General features: G+C 57.9%; 17 protein-coding genes and 2 pseudogenes. 11 read left to right on the top strand and 8 right to left on the bottom strand.

The features are described from left to right. Positions 1 to 72: 72 nt before the first annotated feature. The 4 genes from NTD86_RS02515 to NTD86_RS02530 are packed head-to-tail and all read right to left on the bottom strand — an operon-like array spanning position 73 to position 6,389. Positions 73 to 1,431, bottom strand: coding sequence for a heavy metal sensor histidine kinase (locus NTD86_RS02515; protein WP_262200636.1), 1,359 nt, complete (start codon positions 1,429 to 1,431; stop codon positions 73 to 75). Between the two features lie 13 nt (positions 1,432 to 1,444). Next, a complete protein-coding gene (locus NTD86_RS02520; RefSeq protein ID WP_153330380.1) occupies positions 1,445 to 2,119 on the bottom strand; it encodes a heavy metal response regulator transcription factor in 675 nt (224 codons plus the stop codon). Positions 2,120 to 2,127: 8 nt separating this feature from the next. Further along, the gene (locus NTD86_RS02525; RefSeq protein ID WP_262200579.1) at positions 2,128 to 5,223 is read right to left on the bottom strand and encodes a multidrug efflux RND transporter permease subunit; all 3,096 of its coding nucleotides are present in this window, start codon (positions 5,221 to 5,223) and stop codon (positions 2,128 to 2,130) included. Continuing rightward, on the bottom strand, positions 5,220 to 6,389 hold the full coding sequence (locus NTD86_RS02530) for an efflux RND transporter periplasmic adaptor subunit (protein ID WP_262200580.1): 1,170 nt from the start codon (positions 6,387 to 6,389) through the stop codon (positions 5,220 to 5,222). Before NTD86_RS02530 ends, NTD86_RS02525 begins: the two co-directional genes overlap by 4 nt. Positions 6,390 to 6,581: 192 nt before the next feature. On the opposite strand from NTD86_RS02530, the gene NTD86_RS02535 reads away from it, so the two are divergent. Beyond that, positions 6,582 to 6,923: a hypothetical protein gene (locus NTD86_RS02535; RefSeq protein WP_262200581.1), complete on the top strand. Its 342-nt coding sequence runs from the start codon at positions 6,582 to 6,584 to the stop codon at positions 6,921 to 6,923. A gap of 82 nt (positions 6,924 to 7,005) precedes the next feature. Beyond that, positions 7,006 to 7,257, top strand: a complete 252-nt coding sequence (locus NTD86_RS02540) for a hypothetical protein (RefSeq protein ID WP_262200582.1) — start codon at positions 7,006 to 7,008, stop codon at positions 7,255 to 7,257. 11 nt (positions 7,258 to 7,268) lie between these two features. Here NTD86_RS02540 and NTD86_RS02545 read toward each other — a convergent pair whose 3' ends face one another. The 3 genes from NTD86_RS02545 to norR all read right to left on the bottom strand — a co-directional run bounded on the left by NTD86_RS02545 (position 7,269) and on the right by norR (position 10,301). Beyond that, positions 7,269 to 7,742 carry a GNAT family N-acetyltransferase gene (locus tag NTD86_RS02545; RefSeq protein ID WP_262200583.1) on the bottom strand — a complete coding sequence of 158 codons (474 nt, stop codon included), beginning with the start codon at positions 7,740 to 7,742 and terminating at the stop codon, positions 7,269 to 7,271. Between the two features lie 6 nt (positions 7,743 to 7,748). Next, positions 7,749 to 8,648 (bottom strand): chemotaxis protein, encoded by a 900-nt coding sequence (locus NTD86_RS02550; RefSeq protein ID WP_262200584.1) that lies wholly within the window; start codon positions 8,646 to 8,648, stop codon positions 7,749 to 7,751. A gap of 108 nt (positions 8,649 to 8,756) precedes the next feature. Then, positions 8,757 to 10,301, bottom strand: a complete 1,545-nt coding sequence (gene norR, locus NTD86_RS02555) for a nitric oxide reductase transcriptional regulator NorR (protein ID WP_262200585.1) — start codon at positions 10,299 to 10,301, stop codon at positions 8,757 to 8,759. Between the two features lie 155 nt (positions 10,302 to 10,456). Here norR and hmpA point away from each other — a divergent pair, with 155 nt between their 5' ends. The 9 genes and pseudogenes from hmpA to NTD86_RS02600 all read left to right on the top strand — a co-directional run. Beyond that, positions 10,457 to 11,629, top strand: a complete 1,173-nt coding sequence (hmpA, locus tag NTD86_RS02560) for an NO-inducible flavohemoprotein (protein ID WP_262200586.1) — start codon at positions 10,457 to 10,459, stop codon at positions 11,627 to 11,629. Positions 11,630 to 11,883: 254 nt separating this feature from the next. Then, positions 11,884 to 12,393, top strand: a complete 510-nt coding sequence (locus NTD86_RS02565) for a disulfide bond formation protein B (RefSeq protein WP_262200587.1) — start codon at positions 11,884 to 11,886, stop codon at positions 12,391 to 12,393. 802 nt (positions 12,394 to 13,195) lie between these two features. Then, the gene (cyoA, locus tag NTD86_RS02570; RefSeq protein WP_262200588.1) at positions 13,196 to 14,134 is read left to right on the top strand and encodes a ubiquinol oxidase subunit II; all 939 of its coding nucleotides are present in this window, start codon (positions 13,196 to 13,198) and stop codon (positions 14,132 to 14,134) included. A gap of 3 nt (positions 14,135 to 14,137) precedes the next feature. Then, positions 14,138 to 16,162 (top strand): cytochrome o ubiquinol oxidase subunit I, encoded by a 2,025-nt coding sequence (gene cyoB, locus NTD86_RS02575; RefSeq protein ID WP_262200589.1) that lies wholly within the window; start codon positions 14,138 to 14,140, stop codon positions 16,160 to 16,162. Between the two features lie 3 nt (positions 16,163 to 16,165). Then, positions 16,166 to 16,786, top strand: coding sequence for a cytochrome o ubiquinol oxidase subunit III (locus NTD86_RS02580; protein ID WP_048367147.1), 621 nt, complete (start codon positions 16,166 to 16,168; stop codon positions 16,784 to 16,786). After that, positions 16,787 to 17,113 (top strand): cytochrome o ubiquinol oxidase subunit IV, encoded by a 327-nt coding sequence (gene cyoD / locus NTD86_RS02585; RefSeq protein WP_262126393.1) that lies wholly within the window; start codon positions 16,787 to 16,789, stop codon positions 17,111 to 17,113. A gap of 10 nt (positions 17,114 to 17,123) precedes the next feature. Next, positions 17,124 to 18,011, top strand: a complete 888-nt coding sequence (gene cyoE / locus NTD86_RS02590; protein ID WP_262200590.1) for a heme o synthase — start codon at positions 17,124 to 17,126, stop codon at positions 18,009 to 18,011. A gap of 338 nt (positions 18,012 to 18,349) precedes the next feature. Beyond that, positions 18,350 to 18,559: pseudogene (locus NTD86_RS02595) on the top strand (PAAR domain-containing protein); the annotation flags it as partial. A 190-nt stretch (positions 18,560 to 18,749) separates the two neighbouring features. Continuing rightward, a pseudogene (locus NTD86_RS02600) lies at positions 18,750 to 19,025 on the top strand (DUF2931 family protein); the annotation flags it as partial. A 386-nt stretch (positions 19,026 to 19,411) separates the two neighbouring features. Here NTD86_RS02600 and NTD86_RS02605 read toward each other — a convergent pair. Continuing rightward, complete coding sequence (locus NTD86_RS02605; protein ID WP_262200591.1) at positions 19,412 to 20,176, bottom strand: amino acid ABC transporter ATP-binding protein; 765 nt, start codon at positions 20,174 to 20,176, stop codon at positions 19,412 to 19,414. Between the last annotated feature and the right edge of the window lie 4 nt (positions 20,177 to 20,180).

A 20,180-nucleotide genomic window follows, 5' to 3' on the forward strand; every position in this document is an offset into this window, starting at 1 on the left:
TTTTGGGTAACAAAGCACGGTAGGTGCTGACCTTGCACGAAGGCGGTGATGGATGGTTAACAGTTGCAGCCTTTACACCGGCAGAGTCAGCCCAAACGTATTGCGACCCTTGCCGGTGCGCACAAACACTTCGCCGCCGTGCATGTGCGCGATGGCTTTGACGATGGCCAGGCCCAGGCCGTGGTTGGCAACGCTGTTGTGGCGTGAAGCATCCACCCGGTAGAAGCGCTCGAACAGACGCGGCAAATGCTCGTCGGCAATCGGCCCGCCCGGATTGCTGATACTGATACTGGCCTGCTGTTCGGTGTGTTCGATCTGCACATCGATCTGTTGCCCGGGCTCGGTATGCTGCACGGCGTTGTTCAGCAGGTTGATCAGTGCTCGGCGCAAGTGGGCTTTTTCGATATTGACCTGGGCATCGCCGCTGACCCTCACCGTGACGTTGGCGTCTTCAAGAATGAACTCCAGATAGTCCAGCGTGGTGGCCACTTCATCGGCCAGTGAGGCACGGGTCAGTTTGCTCGCTTTGCTGCCTTGGTCGGCACTGGCCAGGAACAACATGTCATTGATGATGCTGCGCAGCCGCTCCAACTCTTCGAGGTTGGACTGCAGCACTTCAAAGTAATGCTCCGCCGAACGCCCGCGCGTTAGCGCCACTTGGGTCTGGCCAATCAGGTTGGTCAGGGGCGAGCGCAGTTCATGGGCCACGTCGGCATTGAAAGACTCAAGGCGGGTGTACGCTTGCTCAACCCGATCAAGCGTGGAGTTGAAACCTTTGACCAGATGGTCAAGCTCCGGCGGCAATGGCGACAGATGCAGGCGCCCGGACAAGCGTGGCGGTTCCAGCTTTTGGGCTTTTTCAGACAGGGTGATCAGCGGCTTCAAACCGATACGCGCCACCCAATAGCCCAGCGCGGACGCCAACAACACGCCAATAATCGCCAGGCTGATCAACGCCATCAGCAAGTGGTGCTGAGTCTGGCGAAAGGTCTCGGTGTCGATGCCGATCAAAAACCGCAGCGCCGGGCGTTGCTCCTTGGCCGGGATCTGACTGATCAACACCTTGAACGGGTAATCCGAACCGGGCAGTTGCAGATCGCGCACGCCGACCGGGCCTTGGGCAAAGGCCCTTATCTGGGTGTCGGGGGCGCCATACTCATACTGCGGGTCGCTGCTGATGGCCCAAAAGCGAATGCGTTTGTCTTCTTCGCTGAGCAAGGTGAGTTTGGAGGTGATCTTGGCCCAATGATCAGGGTTACCGAAGCGATTGATCGATGATTCCAGGACGCTGAAGCGTGCATCCAGTTCGGCCTCGGGCAGCAGATTGATACCCTTGTCGACCTGCTGGTACAACGCCCCGCCAATGAGTACAAACACCAGCAGGGCCACCAGCGTGAACAGCACGCTCAGGCGCAGCGCGATAGAGTTCATGCGGGTCGGCTGCTTAGACACTACGACGCTCCAGTACGTAACCCATGCCGCGAATGGTGTGCAGTAACTTGTGCTCGAAAGGCCCGTCCAGTTTGGCCCGCAGGCGTTTGATCGCGACTTCGACGACGTTGGCGTCGCTGTCGAAGTTGATGTCCCAGACCATCTCGGCAATCGCTGTTTTAGACAGAATTTCGCCCTGACGCCGGGCCAGTACGCTGAGCAGCGCAAATTCTTTGGCGGTCAGGTCCAGGCGGCTTCCGGCGCGGCTGGCCTTGCGGCTTATCAGGTCGATCCACAGGTCATCGACCGTCACCTGCACCGGCTCATGGCCGCCGCTGCGACGGGTCAAGGCTTGCAACCGGGCGACCAGTTCCAGAAACGAAAACGGCTTGCCCAGGTAATCATCAGCGCCTTCGCGCAGGCCGCGCACCCGGTCTTCAACCCGCTCGCGCGCGGTTAGCATAATCACCGGGGTTTGCTTGCGCGCGCGCAAGGCTCGCAGCACGCCAAAGCCATCGAGTTCCGGGAGCATCACGTCGAGCACAATCACCGCGTAATCGCTCTCCAGCGCCAGGTGTAAACCCTCGACGCCATCGCGGGCCACATCCACCGTGTAGCCTTGTTCTGTCAGCCCGCGATGCAGGTAGTCAGCGGTTTTCTCTTCATCTTCAATAATCAGAACGCGCATAACCTGCCTCAGTGATCCGTCGCCAGTGAGTTGGCGGGTTTGGACCGGTGGAACAATCGTTCGAGCCACAAGTATATGACGGGCGTGGTAAACAGCGTCAGCGCCTGACTGACCAATAACCCGCCGACCACGGCAATCCCCAGGGGCTGGCGCAACTCGGCGCCGGTGCCGTAGCCGAGCATCAGCGGCAAGGCGCCGAGCAGGGCGGCAAGGGTGGTCATGATGATCGGTCGAAAACGCGTCAGGCAGGCTTCATAGATTGCGGCCTCGGGGCTCAGCCCGCGTGTGCGCTGGGCATCGAGGGCGAAGTCGATCATCAGGATGCCGTTTTTCTTGACGATCCCGATCAGCAACACCAGCCCGATCAACGCCATGATCGAAAAGTCCTGGCCACATATCCACAGCATCAACAGTGCACCCAGCCCCGCCGAGGGCAGCGTCGAGATGATCGTCAGCGGGTGCACGAAGCTTTCGTATAGCACACCCAGAATGATGTAAACCGCCACCAGCGCGGCCAGAATCAGCCACGGCTGACTGGCCAGCGAGCTTTGGAACGCTTGTGCGGCTCCCTGGAAATTGCCGCTGATGGTGCTCGGCATGCCAATCTCGTTTTTCGCCTGATTGAGTATCAGCACTGCGTCACCCAAGGCCACGCCGGGGGCAAGGTTGAAAGACAGGTTGGCGGCCGGGAACATCCCGTCATGGCTGATCGACAAGGGGCCGCTGGTGGGGGCATCGACCTTGGCCACGGCCGAGAGCGGGACCATTTCACCGGTCAACGGTGAGCGCAGGTAGAAGTAGTTCAGGCTCTCGGCCTTGCCGCGCTGCTTGCTGTCGACTTCCAGTATCACGTTGTACTGGTTGGTTTCAGTCTGGAATTCATTGATCTGGCGCTGCCCAAACGCGTCGTACAGGGCTTCGTCGACATCGGTGGCGGTCAGGCCGAAGCGCGCGGCAGCTTTGCGGTCGATGCTGATGTGGGTGATGCTGCCGCCCAGTTGCAGATCATTGGACAAGTCGCGAAAGGCTGGAAGGGTGCGCAATTTTTCTGTCAGGCGCTGGGTCCAGGTATTGAGCGTGGGCCCATCGTTGCTCTTGAGTACGTACTGATACTGGCTGCGGCTTGGCCCGGAGCTGAGGTTGATGTCTTGCCCGGCGCGCAGGTACAGCACTATGCCCGGCACCTTGGCCAGTTGTGGGCGGATACGGTCGATAAACTCGCTGGCCGAAACATCGCGCTCGCCGCGGTTTTTAAGGGCAATCCAGAAGCGGCCGTTGGCGATGGTCTGGTTGCTGCCGGTCACGCCCACCGAATGCGAAAACGCCTGCACTGCCGGGTCGGCACCGATGATCTTGGCCAGTGCCAAGTGCTTCTGGGTCATGTCCGCGTATGAAATATCCGAGGCCGCCTCGCTGGTGCCCAGAACAAAACCGGTGTCTTGAACCGGGAAGAACCCCTTGGGGATAAGCACATAGCCAGCAATGGCCATCGCCAATGTCACGCCAAATACCCCCAGCATCAGCCGCTGGTGGGCGAGGGCACGCTTGAGGCCTGCGTCATACAGGGCTAGCAAGCGCTCGCCAAAACCGGGCCGGGCGTCAGCGTGATGCACCGGTGCGCGCATGAACAACGCAGCCAGGGTCGGAGCGAGGGTCAGCGACACCAGCACCGAAATCACAATGGTTGAGGTGGCGGTCAGGGCGAACTCTTTGAACAGCCGCCCGACCACACCGCCCATGAACAGCAGTGGAATAAATGCAGCCACCAGCGAGAAACTGATCGACACCACGGTGAAGCCAATCTCACTCGACCCCTTGATTGCCGCATCGCGCATGCTTTCGCCTGCTTCGAGATGGCGGTGGATGTTCTCCACCACCACAATCGCGTCGTCGACCACAAACCCCACGGCTACCACAATCGCCACCAGCGTCAGGTTGTTCAAGCTGAACCCGAGCACGTACATCAGGGCAAAGCTGGCGATCAACGAGACCCCCAGCACCGCGGAGACAATCAATGTAGCTGACCACTGGCGCAGGAACAGCGCCATGACCGCGACCACCAGCAGCACCGCGATCAGCAGCGTGATTTCAACTTCATGCAACGAGGCGCGGATGGTCTGGGTACGGTCGCTCAGCACCGTGACCTCAACAGAGGCCGGGAGCATGGCTTGCAGGCCGGGCAGAGCGGCTTGAATGCGGTCGACGGTCTCGACGATGTTGGCCCCTGGCTGGCGTGAAATCACCAGGTTGACCCCGGGCTGGTGGCCCGACCAGGCTTGCACATAGTCATTCTCGGAGCCGTTGATGACCCGCGCGACGTCGCGCAACTGCACGGGCGCGCCATCTTTGTACGAGACGATCAACTGGCCGTACTCGTCGGCATCGAACAGTTGGTCGTTGGTTGCCAGCGTGGAAATACTCGATGGGCCGTACAGCGCGCCTTTGGCGAGGTTGAGGCTGGTCTGTTGCAGCGTCAGGCGGATGTCAGCGAGGGTCAGGCCGATGGCCGCCAGTTTGTCGGCGGAGGCCTGGATCCGGATCGCCGGGCGTTGCTGGCCGGTAATGTTGATCTGGCCCACGCCGTCGATCTGGCTGATTTGCCGGGCGAGCAAGGTTTCTACGTAATCGCTGAGTTCGGTGCCGGGCATGTGCAACGAGCTGATGCTCAGGATCAACACCGGGCTGTCCGCCGGGTTGACCTTGCGCCAGGTGGGCAGCGTGGGCATGTCTTTGGGCAACTTGCCCGAAGCAGTGTTGATCGCCGCCTGGACTTCCTGCGCGGCGGTGTCGATGCTTTTGTCGAGGGTGAATTGCAGGGTCAGGCTGGTGGATCCCAGCGCGCTGCTGGAAGTCATCTGGGTGACGCCGGGGATGGCGCTGAACTGCACCTCCAGCGGTGTAGCCACCGAGGAAGCCATGGTGTCCGGGCTGGCGCCGGGCAGTTGTGCCGACACTTGGATGGTCGGAAATTCAGCTTCGGGCAGCGGCGCGACCGGCAGACGCGGGAAGGCAATCAAGCCCAGCAGCACTAACGCAAAGGTCAGCAACACGGTGGCAATCGGGTGATCGACGCACCAGGCCGAGAGTGAGCGGCTGCGGGTCATGGTTGCACCGGCGTGGCATTGTTCGAACCTGTATCTGCGAGCGCGGGCTCGCTCAGGATTTCAATCCGCGAGCCGGGTTTGAGTCGCGACTGGCCATCACTGACCAACGTATCGCCCACATTGACGCCGCTGACGATGTTCAACGCCGTGTCCTGATAGAGGAGTTGCACGGGCACGGTTTCGACCTTGTCGCCGTTGACCCTGTACACGAAATAATGGTCCAGGCCGCGTTGTACCACCGAAGGCGGCACCACCAGGGCGCCTTGATCGAGCCCGGTCTGCACTTCGACATTCACCAGTTGCCCAGGCCAGAGCGTATGGGTGGGGTTGTCGAACTGTGCCTTGACCTTGATGGTGCCGGTGCTGGCGGTTACCTGGTTGTCAATCAGGCTCAAGCGACCTTCGCCCAACGGCGTGCCGCTGTGGTCCGCGTCGCCAATAAAGGCTTTGACCAGGGCCGGATTCCTGGCGTTGAGCAGTTCATGCAAAGTGGGCAACAACTGTTGGGGCAGGGAAAACTCAACAGCGATCGGATCGAGTTGGGTCACGGAAAATAACCCCTGGGTATCGCTGACCCGCAGGAAGTTACCCGGATCCACGGCACGGATACCCACGCGGCCAGTGACCGGTGAGTGAATCTGCGTATACGACAGTTGCACCTGCGCTGCTTCAATGGCCGCCTGATTGCCTATCGCCGTAGCTTTTAGCTGATTGACCAGTGCCTGTTGCTGATCGAGAGTTTGTTTGGACACGCCGTTGTCGACGCTCAGCAACTGGTAGCGCTTGAGGTCGATCAGCGCACCCTGCAACTGCGCCTGATTTTGCTGTAATTGAGCTTTGGCCTGGTCCAGGCTGGCCTTGATCGAACGGTCATCCAGGGTCGCGAGCAAGTCCCCGGCCCGCACAGTCTGCCCTTCATTGACCAGCAATTGCGTGAGGATGCCATCAATCTGTGGGCGGATGATCACGCTGTGCAGCGACAGCACGGCACCGATCCCGCTGACGGTGCGGGGGACGTCTTGCTGCACCACTTGAATGACTCGCACCGGCACGGCGGTAGCTGCGACCGGGGTGTGAGAGGCGGGGCGTTTGAACAGCCAGAAGCCTGCGCCGAGCAGAACAATCACCAACGTGCCTAGCACTATTTTTTTAGTTTGAATGCGCATGCCGGGTAAACGCCGTGTGCGTGGAAAAGGATAGTCAGGGTTATAGCGTTTGAATCCGGTCAGCAGAGTGACTGCAAACTGACATTACGGACAGGAACATAAAAATAGTGTGATCAGCATCAAGAAAGAGCTGCCCACGTCGATAGTTCTGTAGAGGGTGCGCTCCAGCGTTCCCGCTCAGAGGCGTGAACAATGAAGAAGATGGCGCTAAGTTTTGCCGCGTGTGTGTTCATGCTGTTGGCTAAAGAAGCTGAGGCACAGTCGGTTGTCAGAAGCGGTGAGATTCATTTTCAGGGCGCTATTGTGGAGTCTTCCTACGAGATTGCCCCGGTCAGCGATATGAACGTGGGGCAGTCCATAAAGCTGATTGAGGTCGAGCCCGGTATTGTCATTGCGGTGAATATGGCCTCACGAGGCGCCGGTGGCAGCGAGCCGCATTTTTCCACGGCCTTTGAAGCGCTGAAAAACCTGCCACCTGCCAACGATAACGTGTCTGCCAGCAAGCGCGGCGTGCTGACTATTTCCTACCGGTGACTGCTCGACGGGTAGATCGGGCAGGTATACTGCGCCGTCTTGCGCCAACTGGCCGATCACTCCCCCGTAATCCGGAGCTTTCATGACCACTCCTACATCACCGGCCGCTCCCGATGCCGTGAGCGCCGAACCGATTGAAACCGAAGCAACTGTGGAAACCCCGAAAAAGCCGGTGATTCCAGCGTTCACGTTTCCATTCAAGCCTGCTGAATTTGCCAAGAACAAAGCCAGTTCCAAAGGGCAGACCCACTACAAAAAAGGTGAAGGTCACGGCCACACCAAAACCCCTGGTGCAGCGCCTCCCGGCACTCGTCGTTCCATGGGCAAGCGCTGATTGTCGAATGCTTATAGCGCTTCGCGGCGCACCCGTTGCAGGCCGTGTTTGTGGTAAAGCCGGCGGGCGCGGTGGTTGTGTTCCATGACTTTGAGGTCGACACAGGCTTCACCGCGCTGCTTGAACGTGCTGAACACCTGGTAGAGCAGCGCGCCGCCCAGCCCACGTCCTTGCAGGCGAGGATGCACCACCAGATCCTTGAGGTAAGCGCTGGTCCAGGCCACCGCCACGCCGACCACCTGGTCGTCGAGCAGGCTGACAAAACACAGTTGTGGGTCGTATTCCGCGTCGTGCAACAGGTCATGTTGCCAGCGTGTGAATGGCTCGACACTGCCCTGGCCAGCGGCATACCCCAGTTCGAGCAAGGCATGCACGGCGGGCATCCGATCCTGTTCAAGCCGGGTCAGCAGCACATCTTCAGGCCACGGCACAGGGGCCAGGGGCTGGCGCAGGTCTTTGCGTAGCAGCAGGCAGTACTCACTCATGTGCAGTCAGGCACCTTGCTCGGCCACGGTGCGGGCGGCCAGGATCAGCGATTGGGTCAGTTCCGGCGAGGAAAACTTGGTCAGTACTGCATTGGCCCCGGCCAGTCGGGCTTTCTCGCTGTTCATCGTGCTGTTGAGCGAGGTGTGCAGCAATACATACAAGTGCGCAAAATCCGGCGTCTCACGCAGGGTACGGGTGAAGGCGTAGCCGTCCATCTCGGACATTTCAATGTCCGAAACCAGCACATTGATTTGCTCGGGCGTGCCGTGCAGTTCCAGCAGGCGGTCGATGGCCTCCTTGGCGCTGCGTGCCGTGTGGCAGTGCAGGCCAAGATTGCGCAGGCTCAACACCGACTGTTGCAGCGCCACTTGACTGTCATCGACCACCAGGATTCGTGCGTTGGCCAGCAATTGCGCGTCTTCACGGCTGAGGGGTTGTGCCTGGGGTTCTACCCGGGCCGGGGTGATGCCGTGGATTACTTTTTCAATGTCCAGCACCTGCACCAGCGCGCCATCCACCTGCGTGACGCCGGTGATGTAGGAGCGCTTGCCTGAGCCATAAGGCGGCGGGCGAATGTCTGTGCTCAGGCAATGCACGATCTTGCTCACGCTTTGTACATGCAGCCCCTGCCGGGAACGGCTGATGTCGGTGACGATCAGGCACCCTCCATTGGGGTCCAACAAGGGCTGCTCACCGATGGCCCGGCTCAGATCAATGACCGACAACGACGACCCGCGCAGCACCGCAATGCCTTTTACGTGGGGGTGCGACTCGGGCATTTTGGTCAGCGGTGGGCAGGGAATGATTTCGCTGACCTTCAACAGATTGATCGCCATCAGCTTGCCGCTGCGCAACGTGAACAGCAGCAAAGACATCGAGTCGACGCGGGCGTGGGTGGATGACATAAATACCTTCTGTGATAAGGGCAGCAATACTGGGTTATCGACCTTGACGCCGAATCCTGTAGGCGTCGCCTTTGGCAGCGCCTACACAGGGAGCGTTGATAAGAAGGGTTATTTCAAGCCCAGGCGCTTGGCCATTCGGCCCAGGTTTGCCCGGTCCAGACCCAGTTCACGAGCGGCGCTGGCCCAGTTGTGTTGATGGCGTTCAAGGCAGGCGCTGATCAATTGGCGTTGGTAGTTTTCTGTGGCCTGGCGCAAGTCGCCGATGATCGGCGGTAACGGTGCTTGCTCTGTCACGACGGGACCGTCCTGGGGCGTCGGCAAGTCCAGGTCGGCAGCCGTCAGGGTCAGGATGCGCGGTCGGGTCTTGCAATTGCCCAAGGCCTTGAGGGTGCTGCGGCCTATCAAGTGTTCCAGTTCACGTACGTTGCCCGGCCAGGTGTAATGCAGCAGCGCGGCCTGGGCGTCGGGGCTCAGGCGCAAGCTGCCCAGGCCCATGCGTGAGCGGTTTTGTTCGAGAAAGAAGCCGCTCAGCAGCAACACATCGCGCCCGCGATCGCGCAGGGCCGGGACGTTGAGTGGGTAGACGCTCAAGCGATGATAGAAGTCGGCGCGATAGCGGCCGCTGCGCACTTCTTCAGCGAGGTCGCGGTTGGTCGCGGCAATCAGGCGCACATCCACCCGATGCTCCTGGTCCGAGCCCAGGCGCTGCAACTGCCCGCTTTGCAGCACGCGCAGCAGTTTGGCCTGGACCGTCAGTGACAACTCACCCACTTCGTCCAGAAACAACGTGCCGCCATTGGCCAGTTCAAACTTGCCACGGCGGTCGCTGGTGGCGCCGGTAAAGGCCCCCCGCACATGGCCGAACAGTTCGCTTTCGACCAGGGTGTCGGGCAAGGCCGCGCAGTTGAGGCTGATCATCGGCTTGTCGGCGCGCGGGGATGCAGCATGAATGGCCTGAGCGACCAGTTCCTTGCCAACCCCGGTTTCGCCGGTGATCAGCACGGTCAGGTCGCTGTTGCCCACCAATGCAATCTCTTCGAGCAAGTGTTTAATGGCTTTGCTCTGGCCAATCAGCTCTTTGTTGGGCAATGAATGGGCTTGGCGATACAGTTCGGCCTTTTGCTGTTCATCGGCGACACGCAAGGCCAAACGTTCAATGCGCTGGGCCACATTGACCGTGGCAGCCGCCAGACTGGCAAAAGCCTGCAAGGCATCCAGCTCAATAGGTTCAAAACGTTCAGGGGCCAGTGCATCAAGGGTCAGCAGGCCCCAGGGCCGCTCGTCGACGAACAGCGGGCAACCCATGCAGTCGTGTATCTCCAGGTGTTCAGCCAACCCGTCGACCAGCCCGTCGTACGGGTCGGGCAGTTCGCAGTCGCTGGGGAAGCGCGTGGGGCCGGGGCCGCGTAGCAGTATTTCAAAGCGCGGGTGCTCGCTGATTTTAAAGCGCCGGCCCAAGGTATCGAGGCTCAGACCGTCCACGGCCAGCGGCACCAGCCATTCACCCTCGAGGCGCAACAGGGCGGCCGCATCGCAGGGAAGTACGGCGCGCATGGCTTGTAACAAGCGCCGATAACGTTCGCTTTCGGGCAGTTCGCGTGAAAGGTCCGCGACCAGCGGTAGCAGGGCAGTGAGGAGTTGTTTTGCAGTCATTTTGACCTCGTGTAGTCGAAGTGACTATAGATCAGATGCAGTCAATATGACTATTTGGTTTTTAACTTGCTGAATTTAAAAGGTTTTATTGTTGGCACGGAAACTGATGGTAAAGAGCTAATTAGCTTTTCTCTATGTGCTCAGGAGTCAACCTTATGCTTACTGCTCAAGATCGCGCCATCGTTAAATCCACTGTGCCACTGCTCGAAAGTGGTGGTGAGGCGTTGATGACGCATTTCTACCAGATGATGCTCACCGAGTACCCGCAGGTGCGCCCACTGTTCAATCAGGCCAACCAGGCCAGCGGCGCTCAGCCTCGGGCATTGGCTAATGGCGTACTCATGTATGCCCGTCACATTGACCAACTGGACCAGTTGGGTGACCTGGTCGCGCGCATTATCAACAAGCACGTTGCGCTGCAAATCCTGCCGGAGCACTACCCGATTGTCGGCAGTTGCTTGCTGCGTGCCATCGAGGAAGTGCTGGGCAGCGACATTGCGACCCCGCAAGTGTTGGCGGCCTGGGGCGCAGCCTATAACCAACTGGCGGATATTCTGATCGGCGCTGAAGCGGCCATCTACGACGAAAAGGCCGCCGCACCGGGTGGATGGCGCGGTGCCCGTGCCTTCAAATTGGCGGCCAAAATTGAAGAGAGCGCCGAAATTACCTCGTTCTACTTCCGCCCAGTCGACCAGCAGCCGATCCTTGAGTTTGAACCCGGCCAGTACATCGGCCTCAAGCTCAACATCGATGGCGAAGAAGTGCGTCGGAACTATTCGTTGTCGGCGCTGGCACAAGTGGGCCGCTACCGCATAAGCGTCAAGCGCGAAGCGGGCGGGGTGGTGTCCAACTTCCTGCATGACCGTCTGCAAGTGGGTGACATCGTGGACCTGTTCCCGCCTGCGGGTGAGTTCACCCTGACCCCAAGTGACAAACCGCTGGTCTTGATCAGTGGCGGGGTGGGCATCACGCCAACGCTGTCGATGCTGGAGGCCGCGCTGGCCACTCAGCGCCCGATTCGTTTTATCCACTGTGCACGAAATGCCCGGGCGCATGCTTTCCGTGGCTGGATCGAGGAACTGGCTGCGCAGCATCCTCAGTTGCAGCGTTTCTATTGCTATGAAGAGGCGGATCCGTTGGCTGACCATGTAGGGCTGCTGACGGAGGAAGTCTTGGGTGGCTGGTTAGGGCAGGAGCGCGATGTCGATGCGTATTTTCTGGGGCCTATAGGCTTTATGGGCGCCGTTAAGCGTCAGCTCAAAGCTTTGGGCGTACCTGAGCAGCAAAGTCGCTATGAGTTCTTCGGGCCGGCTGCGGCGCTGGAGTAAGCGGCGGGGTTGAATACGTCGTTGTCGCGATAAAGAGGGGTGCGCAGGGCCTTGAGATAAGGGGTTACTGTGTAACCCTACGCAGCCTTCGCCGGCGACTACGGGTTTATGTGCGACGAGTTAATCATCTATTAATCCTTCTGCGACACCTTGCCTGCACAGTTCTCCTACATTCAGGTCGATGTTCTGGGTGTAAACTGCGCGCCTTAGTGGCTGCGGCTTAACTCCAAAATAACCTGGCAAAGGGAAGCAGGATGACGGATGAAATGATACGACTGAGCCGCGAGAAGCGTTTTTTGGTCTTGCTCGGGGTTATCTGTCTGGCGCTGATTGGTGGCGCTTTGTACATGCAGATTGTGCTCGGCGAGGCACCGTGCCCGCTGTGCATCTTGCAACGCTATGCGTTGCTGCTGATCGCAATTTTTGCCTTTATAGGGGCAGCGATGCCAACCCGGCGCAGCCTCACGATCTTTGAGGTGCTGGTGGTGCTCAGTGCGATTGGCGGTGTGATCGCGGCGGGGCGTCACGTCTTTATCCTGGCCCACCCAGCCGTGAGCTGCGGAATAGACGTGCTGCAACCGATTGTCGACGGCTTGCCGCTGGCCACGGTGTTCCCGCTGGGCTTTCAGGTCGAGGGCTTCTGCTCGACGCCTTATCCGCCGGTGTTCGGCCTGTCGCTGGCGCAATGGGCGCTGGTGGCGTTTGTGCTGACCAGCGTGCTGGTACCGCTGGGTATTTACCGGAACCGCAAAAAACACAGCTAAACCGCCAAGTTTGGCTTGAGCCGCCCCGCACTTTTCCTGAAAATGCGGGGCGTTTTTTTGTCCGCGCAAAAATGTCAACAGGATGTGAATCGACCCACTAAAGTGATAGCTGACTTGTGCGACATATTGTCACGGCAAAAGTGTCGCAGAGGGCGATTTCTGTAGGACAGGTGAGTACGAATTACGTTCAGAGCGATTTAGCCGACGAACGTATTTTTTGCGGATCAGATGATTGAAATGACCCGTCGACGTCTCCATGGGAATCGGCTGTAAGCCTCTTTGCTTGGGCGTTTGGGGCAATTGGTCAGCCCACGTTGTGCGCCAAAAAGGGGCATATCAGTAGCGGGCTTTTGACGTGCTACAGGCACTTTAGTGAGGCATATGTGACCGCAATGGGTAACAATAGTGAGGCATTGTTACTGGAGCCGAGAAGAATTATTTCTGGATGAGACATGGTTTGTAGAGAGCTTCCTAACTACAATCGCCTGCACTGAACGTCCAGCCTGCTCGCCTTCGAGCCCAAGCGGGTAGTCGGAGGTCGTCTGGGCAGTTCACAACAGGCGTCACATGCGACTCCCAGGTACTGGCAACCCTTCTAAGTTCCGCCACAAATGGAATTGTCTGTAGTAAGGCGATTGACCACGTATCGAATAAGAAATCACTGCTAACCCGGGATTGCGTATTCACCTGAAGGTGATGAGCAGGCATTTATTCAAGCCCGGAAAAGAGCCAACCCTTGGTAGGGTGAAGTGTTGGCGAAAAAAACCAACTGCATTGTGCAAGCTGTTTTAGAGGTCGTGAGATGACTAAAAAAAGGTACCCCAGACTCCTTGGCTTATTGCCACTTTTCGGCACGTTGCTGCTGGGAGGCTGCAATATGACACTGCTTGATCCGGTGGGGCAGGTAGGGATCGAAGAGCGGAATCTGATCATCACTGCAACATTGCTGATGCTCCTGGTCGTGGTCCCGGTCATCTTGATGACCCTGATCTTCGCGTGGAAGTATCGCGCGTCGAACAAAAACGCCACCTACGCTCCAAAATGGTCGCACTCCACCAAGATCGAAGTTGTGATCTGGACTGTGCCAATTCTCATCATCATCGCCCTGGGCGTGATTACCTATAAGTCGACCCACGCGCTGGACCCTTATCGTCCGCTCGAGTCCGACGTCAAGCCGGTCACTATTCAAGTGGTGGCACTGGACTGGAAATGGGTGTTCATCTATCCAGAGCAAGGTATCGCTACCGTTAACAAGATCGTGTTCCCAGCCAACACGCCTATTAACTTCCGCATTACCTCTGACTCTGTGATGAACTCGTTCTTCATTCCAGGTCTGGGTGGTCAGATCTACGCCATGGCGGGTATGACGACTCAGCTGCATTTGATTGCCAACAAAAACGCAGAGATGGACGGCATTTCGGCCAACTACAGCGGCGCTGGCTTCACTGGCATGAAATTCAAGGCGATCGCGACCTCCGAGGCTGATTTCAACGCCTGGGTAGATGAAGTCAAAGCGTCACCTAAACAGCTTGATAACGCTGAATACGCTGCGTTGGAGAAGCCGAGCGAAAACAACCCTGTTGAACTCTATTCTTCTGTCACACCAAACCTGTTCCAGCTCATCATCGACAAGTACGAAGGCATGAACCCGGGCAAGTTTGTGAAGCACGAGAAGAAAGAAGAGTCCGGGACCCAAAGCTTGGACAACACCTCGAATTCAGCTGCCGGGGCAGAGGAGTAAACGATGTTTGGTAAATTAAGTCTGGACGCCATACCGTTCCACGAGCCGATAGTGATGGTTACCGTCGCTATGATTCTGCTCGGCGGGTTGGCGCTCGTAGCTGCAATCACGTATTTCAAGAAGTGGAACTACTTGTGGACCGAATGGCTGACGTCAGTCGACCACAAGAAAATCGGCGTGATGTACATCATCGTTGCCATGGTCATGCTGCTGCGTGGCTTTGCTGACGCCGTGATGATGCGTACCCAGTTGGCCATGGCCACCGAGGGTTCGCCTGGCTACCTGCCACCTGAACACTATGACCAGATCTTCACCGCTCACGGTGTGATCATGATCATCTTCATGGCGATGCCATTCTTCACCGGCCTGATGAACCTTGCAGTGCCGCTGCAGATCGGCGCGCGTGACGTTGCCTATCCGTTCCTGAACTCCCTCAGCTTCTGGCTGCTGGTGTCCGGCGTGGTACTGGTTAACGTATCGCTGGGCGTCGGCGAGTTCGCCAAAACCGGTTGGGTTGCGTATCCGCCGCTGTCGGGCTTGCAATACAGTCCTGGCGTGGGTGTGGACTACTACATCTGGGCGCTACAGTTATCAGGGCTAGGTACGACGTTAACCGGGGTCAACTTCCTGGCAACCGTGCTGAAAATGCGTGCTCCAGGCATGAAACTGATGGACATGCCTATCTTCACCTGGACCTGCACCTGGGCAAACGTCCTGATCGTGGCTTCGTTCCCGATCCTGACCGCTACCCTGGCACTGCTGACGCTTGACCGTTACCTGGATTTCCACATTTTCACCAACGAACTTGGTGGCAATCCAATGATGTACGTGAACCTGTTCTGGGCGTGGGGTCACCCTGAGGTGTACATCCTCATCCTGCCAGCGTTCGGTATCTTCTCTGAAGTGGTCTCCACCTTCACGGGCAAACGCCTGTTCGGTCACCACTCGATGGTCTACGCCTCTGGCGCGATCTCGGTACTGGGCTTCATGGTTTGGCTGCACCACTTCTTCACCATGGGTTCGGGTGCAAGCGTTAACGCCTTCTTCGGTCTGGCGACGATGCTGATCTCCATCCCGACGGGTGTGAAGCTATTTAACTGGCTATTCACCATCTACCGTGGTCGTCTGCAATTCACCAGCCAGATCATGTGGACTCTGGGCTTCATGGTGACTTTCGCCATCGGTGGTATGACCGGCGTACTGCTGGCCATTCCGGGTGCTGACTTCGTTCTGCACAACAGCCTGTTCGTAATTGCTCACTTCCACAACGTAATCATCGGTGGTGCTGTATTCGGTTACATCGCTGGTTTCGCGTTCTACTTCCCTAAAGCGTTCGGCTTCAAACTGAACGAGAAGTGGGGCAAAGCTGCATTCTGGTTCTGGATCATCGGCTTCTTCATCGCTTTCATGCCGCTCTACGCACTGGGCTTCATGGGCATGACTCGTCGTCTGAACGCCACGACCAACCCTGAGTGGGTGCCTTACCTGTACGTTGCTGCTGTAGGTGCTGCTCTGATTGCTGTGGGTATCGCTTGCCAGTTGATCCAGCTGTTCGTGTCGGTTCGTGACCGTAACAAGCCAGAAAACCGTTGCGACTTCGGTGACCCGTGGAATGGCCACACCCTGGAATGGTCGACTTCGTCGCCACCTCCGTTCTACAACTTCGCTGTTGTGCCAACCGTTCACGGTATTGACGCATTCACCGAAGCCAAAGAAGACGGTACTGCTTACAAGGCTCCGGCCAAGTACGCGCCGATCCACATGCCTAACAACACCGCTACCGGTGTGGTCATGGGTGCACTGCTGACCGTGTTCGGTTTCGCAATGATCTGGCACATCTGGTGGCTGGCTATCGCGAGCCTGGTGGGTACCGTTGTGTACTTCGTTATCCACGCTGCACGTGATGACCAAGGCTACATGGTGCCGGTGGAAACCATCGAGCGCATCGAAGCCGAGCAGCACAAGCGTCTGTTGGCCGCCAAAGCAATTCCGGCCGACCGTGTTGAAACCAAGTTGGGACAGGCATAAACCATGTCGAACATAGCGACCAATGCTGGACACGCCCATGATCATGGGCACGATGACCACCATCACGACGCGGGCGAGACTACCGTATTCGGTTTCTGGCTCTACCTGATGACCGACTGCATCATCTTTGCATCGCTCTTCGCGGTATACGCAGTACTGGTGGGTAACGTAGCGGGTGGCCCGTCGGGCCACGACATTTTCGAACTGCCATACGTGCTGGGTGAAACCGCACTGCTGCTGTTCAGTTCGATCACGTATGGCTTTGCCATGCTCGCGTTCTACAAAGGCAACAAAGGCGGCGTGCTGGGCTGGCTGGCCATTACCTTCCTGCTGGGTGCCGGCTTTATCGGCATGGAAATCAACGAGTTCCACCTGTTGATCTCCGAAGGTTACGGTCCACACCGTAGCGGCTTCCTGTCGGCCTTCTTCACCCTGGTCGGTACCCACGGTCTGCACGTGACCTGCGGTCTGATCTGGATGGCGATCATGATGTATCAGGTCAACCAACACGGCCTGACTTCGACCAACAAGACGCGTCTGAGCTGCCTGAGCCTGTTCTGGCACTTCCTGGACGTGGTGTGGATCTGCGTATTCACCGTTGTTTACCTGATGGGGACTCTGTAAATGGCTAACGCACATTCTGACGGCGCGAACCACGGCAGCGTGAAGTCCTACGCAACTGGCTTCATCTTGTCGGTGATCCTGACCGCAATTCCGTTCTGGCTGGTGATGAACCCGATCCTGGCCAAATCGACCACGCTGGCGATCGTTCTGTTGACCGCAGTGATCCAGGTTGTTGTTCACCTGGTGTACTTCCTGCACATGGACCGTTCCCCAGAGCAACGCAACAGCGTTGCAGCGCTGATCTTCTCGGCGCTGGTTATTGTTCTGCTGGTGGGCTTGTCCCTGTGGATTATGTTCAGCATCCACGCTGAAATGATGGCGAAGTGAGGTAAACCCGATGTCCTTTAAGCACTTTATCCAAATCACCAAACCGGGGATCATTTTCGGTAACGTGCTTTCTGTGGCAGGCGGGTTCTTCCTGGCCTCGAAGGGGCATTTTGATCTTGCCCTGTTCCTGGCTGCGGTGATTGGCACCTCCTTGGTGGTGGCGTCCGGTTGTGTGTTTAACAACTGCATCGACCGCGACATCGACATCAAGATGGACCGCACCAAGAACCGCGTACTGGTTCAAGGCCTGATCTCCCCCAAGGTGGCGTTGGTTTACGCCACCTTGCTGGGGGTTGCAGGGCTTGTGCTGCTGTATCGCGTAGCCAACCCGCTGGCGGCTTTGTTCGCGGCGATTGGCTTCGTGATCTACGTTGGTTTGTACAGCCTGTACTTTAAGCGCAAGTCGGTTCACGGCACGCTTATCGGCAGTCTGTCGGGTGCAATGCCGCCGGTCATTGGCTACGTCGCCGTGAGCAATCACTTCGACATGGCCGCACTGACCTTGCTGGTGATGTTCAGCTTGTGGCAGATGCCGCATTCCTACGCTATCGCGATCTTCCGCTTCAACGATTACCTGGCTGCATCGATTCCGGTGTTGCCAGTGAAGCGCGGGATCAAAGTGGCCAAGAAGCACATCCTGCTCTACATCCTCGCGTTCCTGATCGCGACCCTGATGCTCACTCTCGGCGGTTACGCCGGTATGAGCTACATGGCCGTGGCCGCCGCGATGGGCATGTACTGGCTGTACATGGCGTGGACCGGCTACAGAGCCGTCGACGACAAGGTGTGGGCACGCAAGCTGTTCGTGTTCTCGATCTTCACCATCACCGCCCTGAGCGTCATGATGTCCCTGGACTTTAAAGTGCCGACTGAGTTGCTACTGACTTACGCGCACTAAGACCTCCAGACCTGAAAAACCCCGCCTTCGAAAGAAGTGCGGGTTTTTTTTATGGCTGCTGAAAACCTGCCTGTATTGCCGCAGGTTTAAACGAACCCAACACTCGGAAAGCTACGCAGCCTACAAGCCAAACGGAGCTTCTTTACCGAGTGATTCTGCACCTCCTCGGCATACTGGCTGGGCGACGGTTGCTGGCGAAATGGCAGTCATCGAACAGCATCCTAAACTCGAGTGCCGACATGACGCCCATCCCGAACCCCCTGTGGATTTACCTGTTTGTCTTCCTTGTGACTTGCGCACCCAGGTAAGGCGATGCCCGGTGGCTGCGTATCAAGCGCATGAACATAACCGTCGGGGCCACGACCACCGTTGGCGGTGTTGTTGTCACGGGCTGGGAACTGATGAAGCTCAACGGCCAAATCCTGGCCCGCGAAGGTGACAGCATCGATTGCCCTGCGTGTGGCAGGACGGGCGTCATCGTCCTTTGCGGCCCGCGCCATAATGAGTTACTGGGTGATCGGCAGGCCGCACTGGAAAGCGACTTGTGCAAATGCCTGTGCCGCCCTGCGCCACGCTTGATCCCCAACCAACACCTCAGAGGACAGGTAATGGGTGGTGACCATAGTGATCGCCCGGGTGTGATGACGCCGATGCCCCTCTGGCCCGCCGAGCCGTCAATGCCGATGCCGAACTTGAGGAAGAGGACGAAGAAGAGGAACTGGCCCCCGGCATTACCTTGGGTGGGGAGCCGGCAAATATGTTTACGGTGCCGAGGTGCCGCGCTTGATCTACCTGCGCTGGCAATCGTTGGTCGAGCCGCAAACTTACGTGGCTTATATCGTGATCTCAGAGGCCATTCAGCAGGCCATGGTCAAGCCCGAAAAAGCCTTTTGTACGTTCGACTCCAAATGGATCACCGGTTACCGCAAAGGCGTGACCGTAGGGTTGGCCCCAGGTTGGATCTCCAAAGTGTGGATCTCGGGCCCCTGCGTAAGCCCAATCGAAGTCACCCGCTAACACGGCAGTGCTTCAGGTCGTCACCCACGTTTGCGGGTCAGACGTGAACACATTTTCCCTGGACCAACCCGTCGTACTCTCAGGGATGGTTTTGCAGGCAAGCAACAAACGGCTACGTCAGTGCGATCAGCCAGTTGGCCTACCCGATGAGAATCCTGGCAGTACTGCAAGGTTCGCGATTACTGTCACGCTCAATCTCCCTTTGGAAGATGAACTCAAAGGCATGCGGATCAGGGCTGACCGCGCAATGACTGTTCACGGGATGCCCCTCGTGAGGCGGTCTGCACCTCAAGAGGGTTTCCGTGATCGGGCCTGGTTCGCGTTATGTTGATAGGCGTTCGCCGAGCAAGCGTGCAACAGAACTGGCCTGTATCGTCAGTGACTTAGTGCAAAATCTGGTTTAAGAACAGCTGGGTCCGATCATTTTGCGGGTTCTCAAAAAATTCATTCGGCGCAGCCTGTTCCACGATCTCACCTTTATCCATGAAGATCACTCGGTTGGCCACCGTGCGCGCAAAGCCCATTTCATGGGTGACGCAGAGCATGGTCATGCCGTCTTCGGCCAGGCCGATCATAGTATCAAGCACCTCTTTCACCATTTCCGGGTCGAGTGCCGAAGTCGGCTCATCGAACAGCATGATCGTTGGCTTCATACACAGCGCACGGGCAATTGCCACCCGCTGCTGCTGGCCGCCGGACAGTTGCCCCGGGAACTTGTGCGCCTGTTCTGGAATGCGCACGCGCTCCAGGTAATGCATGGCGATTTCTTCGGCCTGACGCTTGGGTATTTTGCGCACCCACATCGGTGCCAGCGTGCAGTTCTGCAAAATGGTCAGGTGCGGGAACAGATTGAAGTGCTGAAACACCATGCCCACTTCACGGCGGATCGTTTCGATCTGTTTGAGGTCGTTGGTCAGCTCCACGCCATCGACCACGATACGGCCCTGCTGATGCTCTTCGAGGCGGTTAAGGCATCGGATGGTAGTGGACTTGCCGGAACCCGATGGGCCGCACAGTACGATACGCTCGCCCTGTTTGACGCTCAGGTTGATGTCTTTCAACACATGGAACTGGTCGTACCACTTGTTGACGCCCTGCATTTGGATAATGCCTTCAGGGTTCACAGGTTGTTTGATTACTTCACTCATCAGA

This window comes from Pseudomonas sp. 7P_10.2_Bac1, assembly GCF_025465935.1.
Lineage (GTDB): Bacteria > Pseudomonadota > Gammaproteobacteria > Pseudomonadales > Pseudomonadaceae > Aquipseudomonas.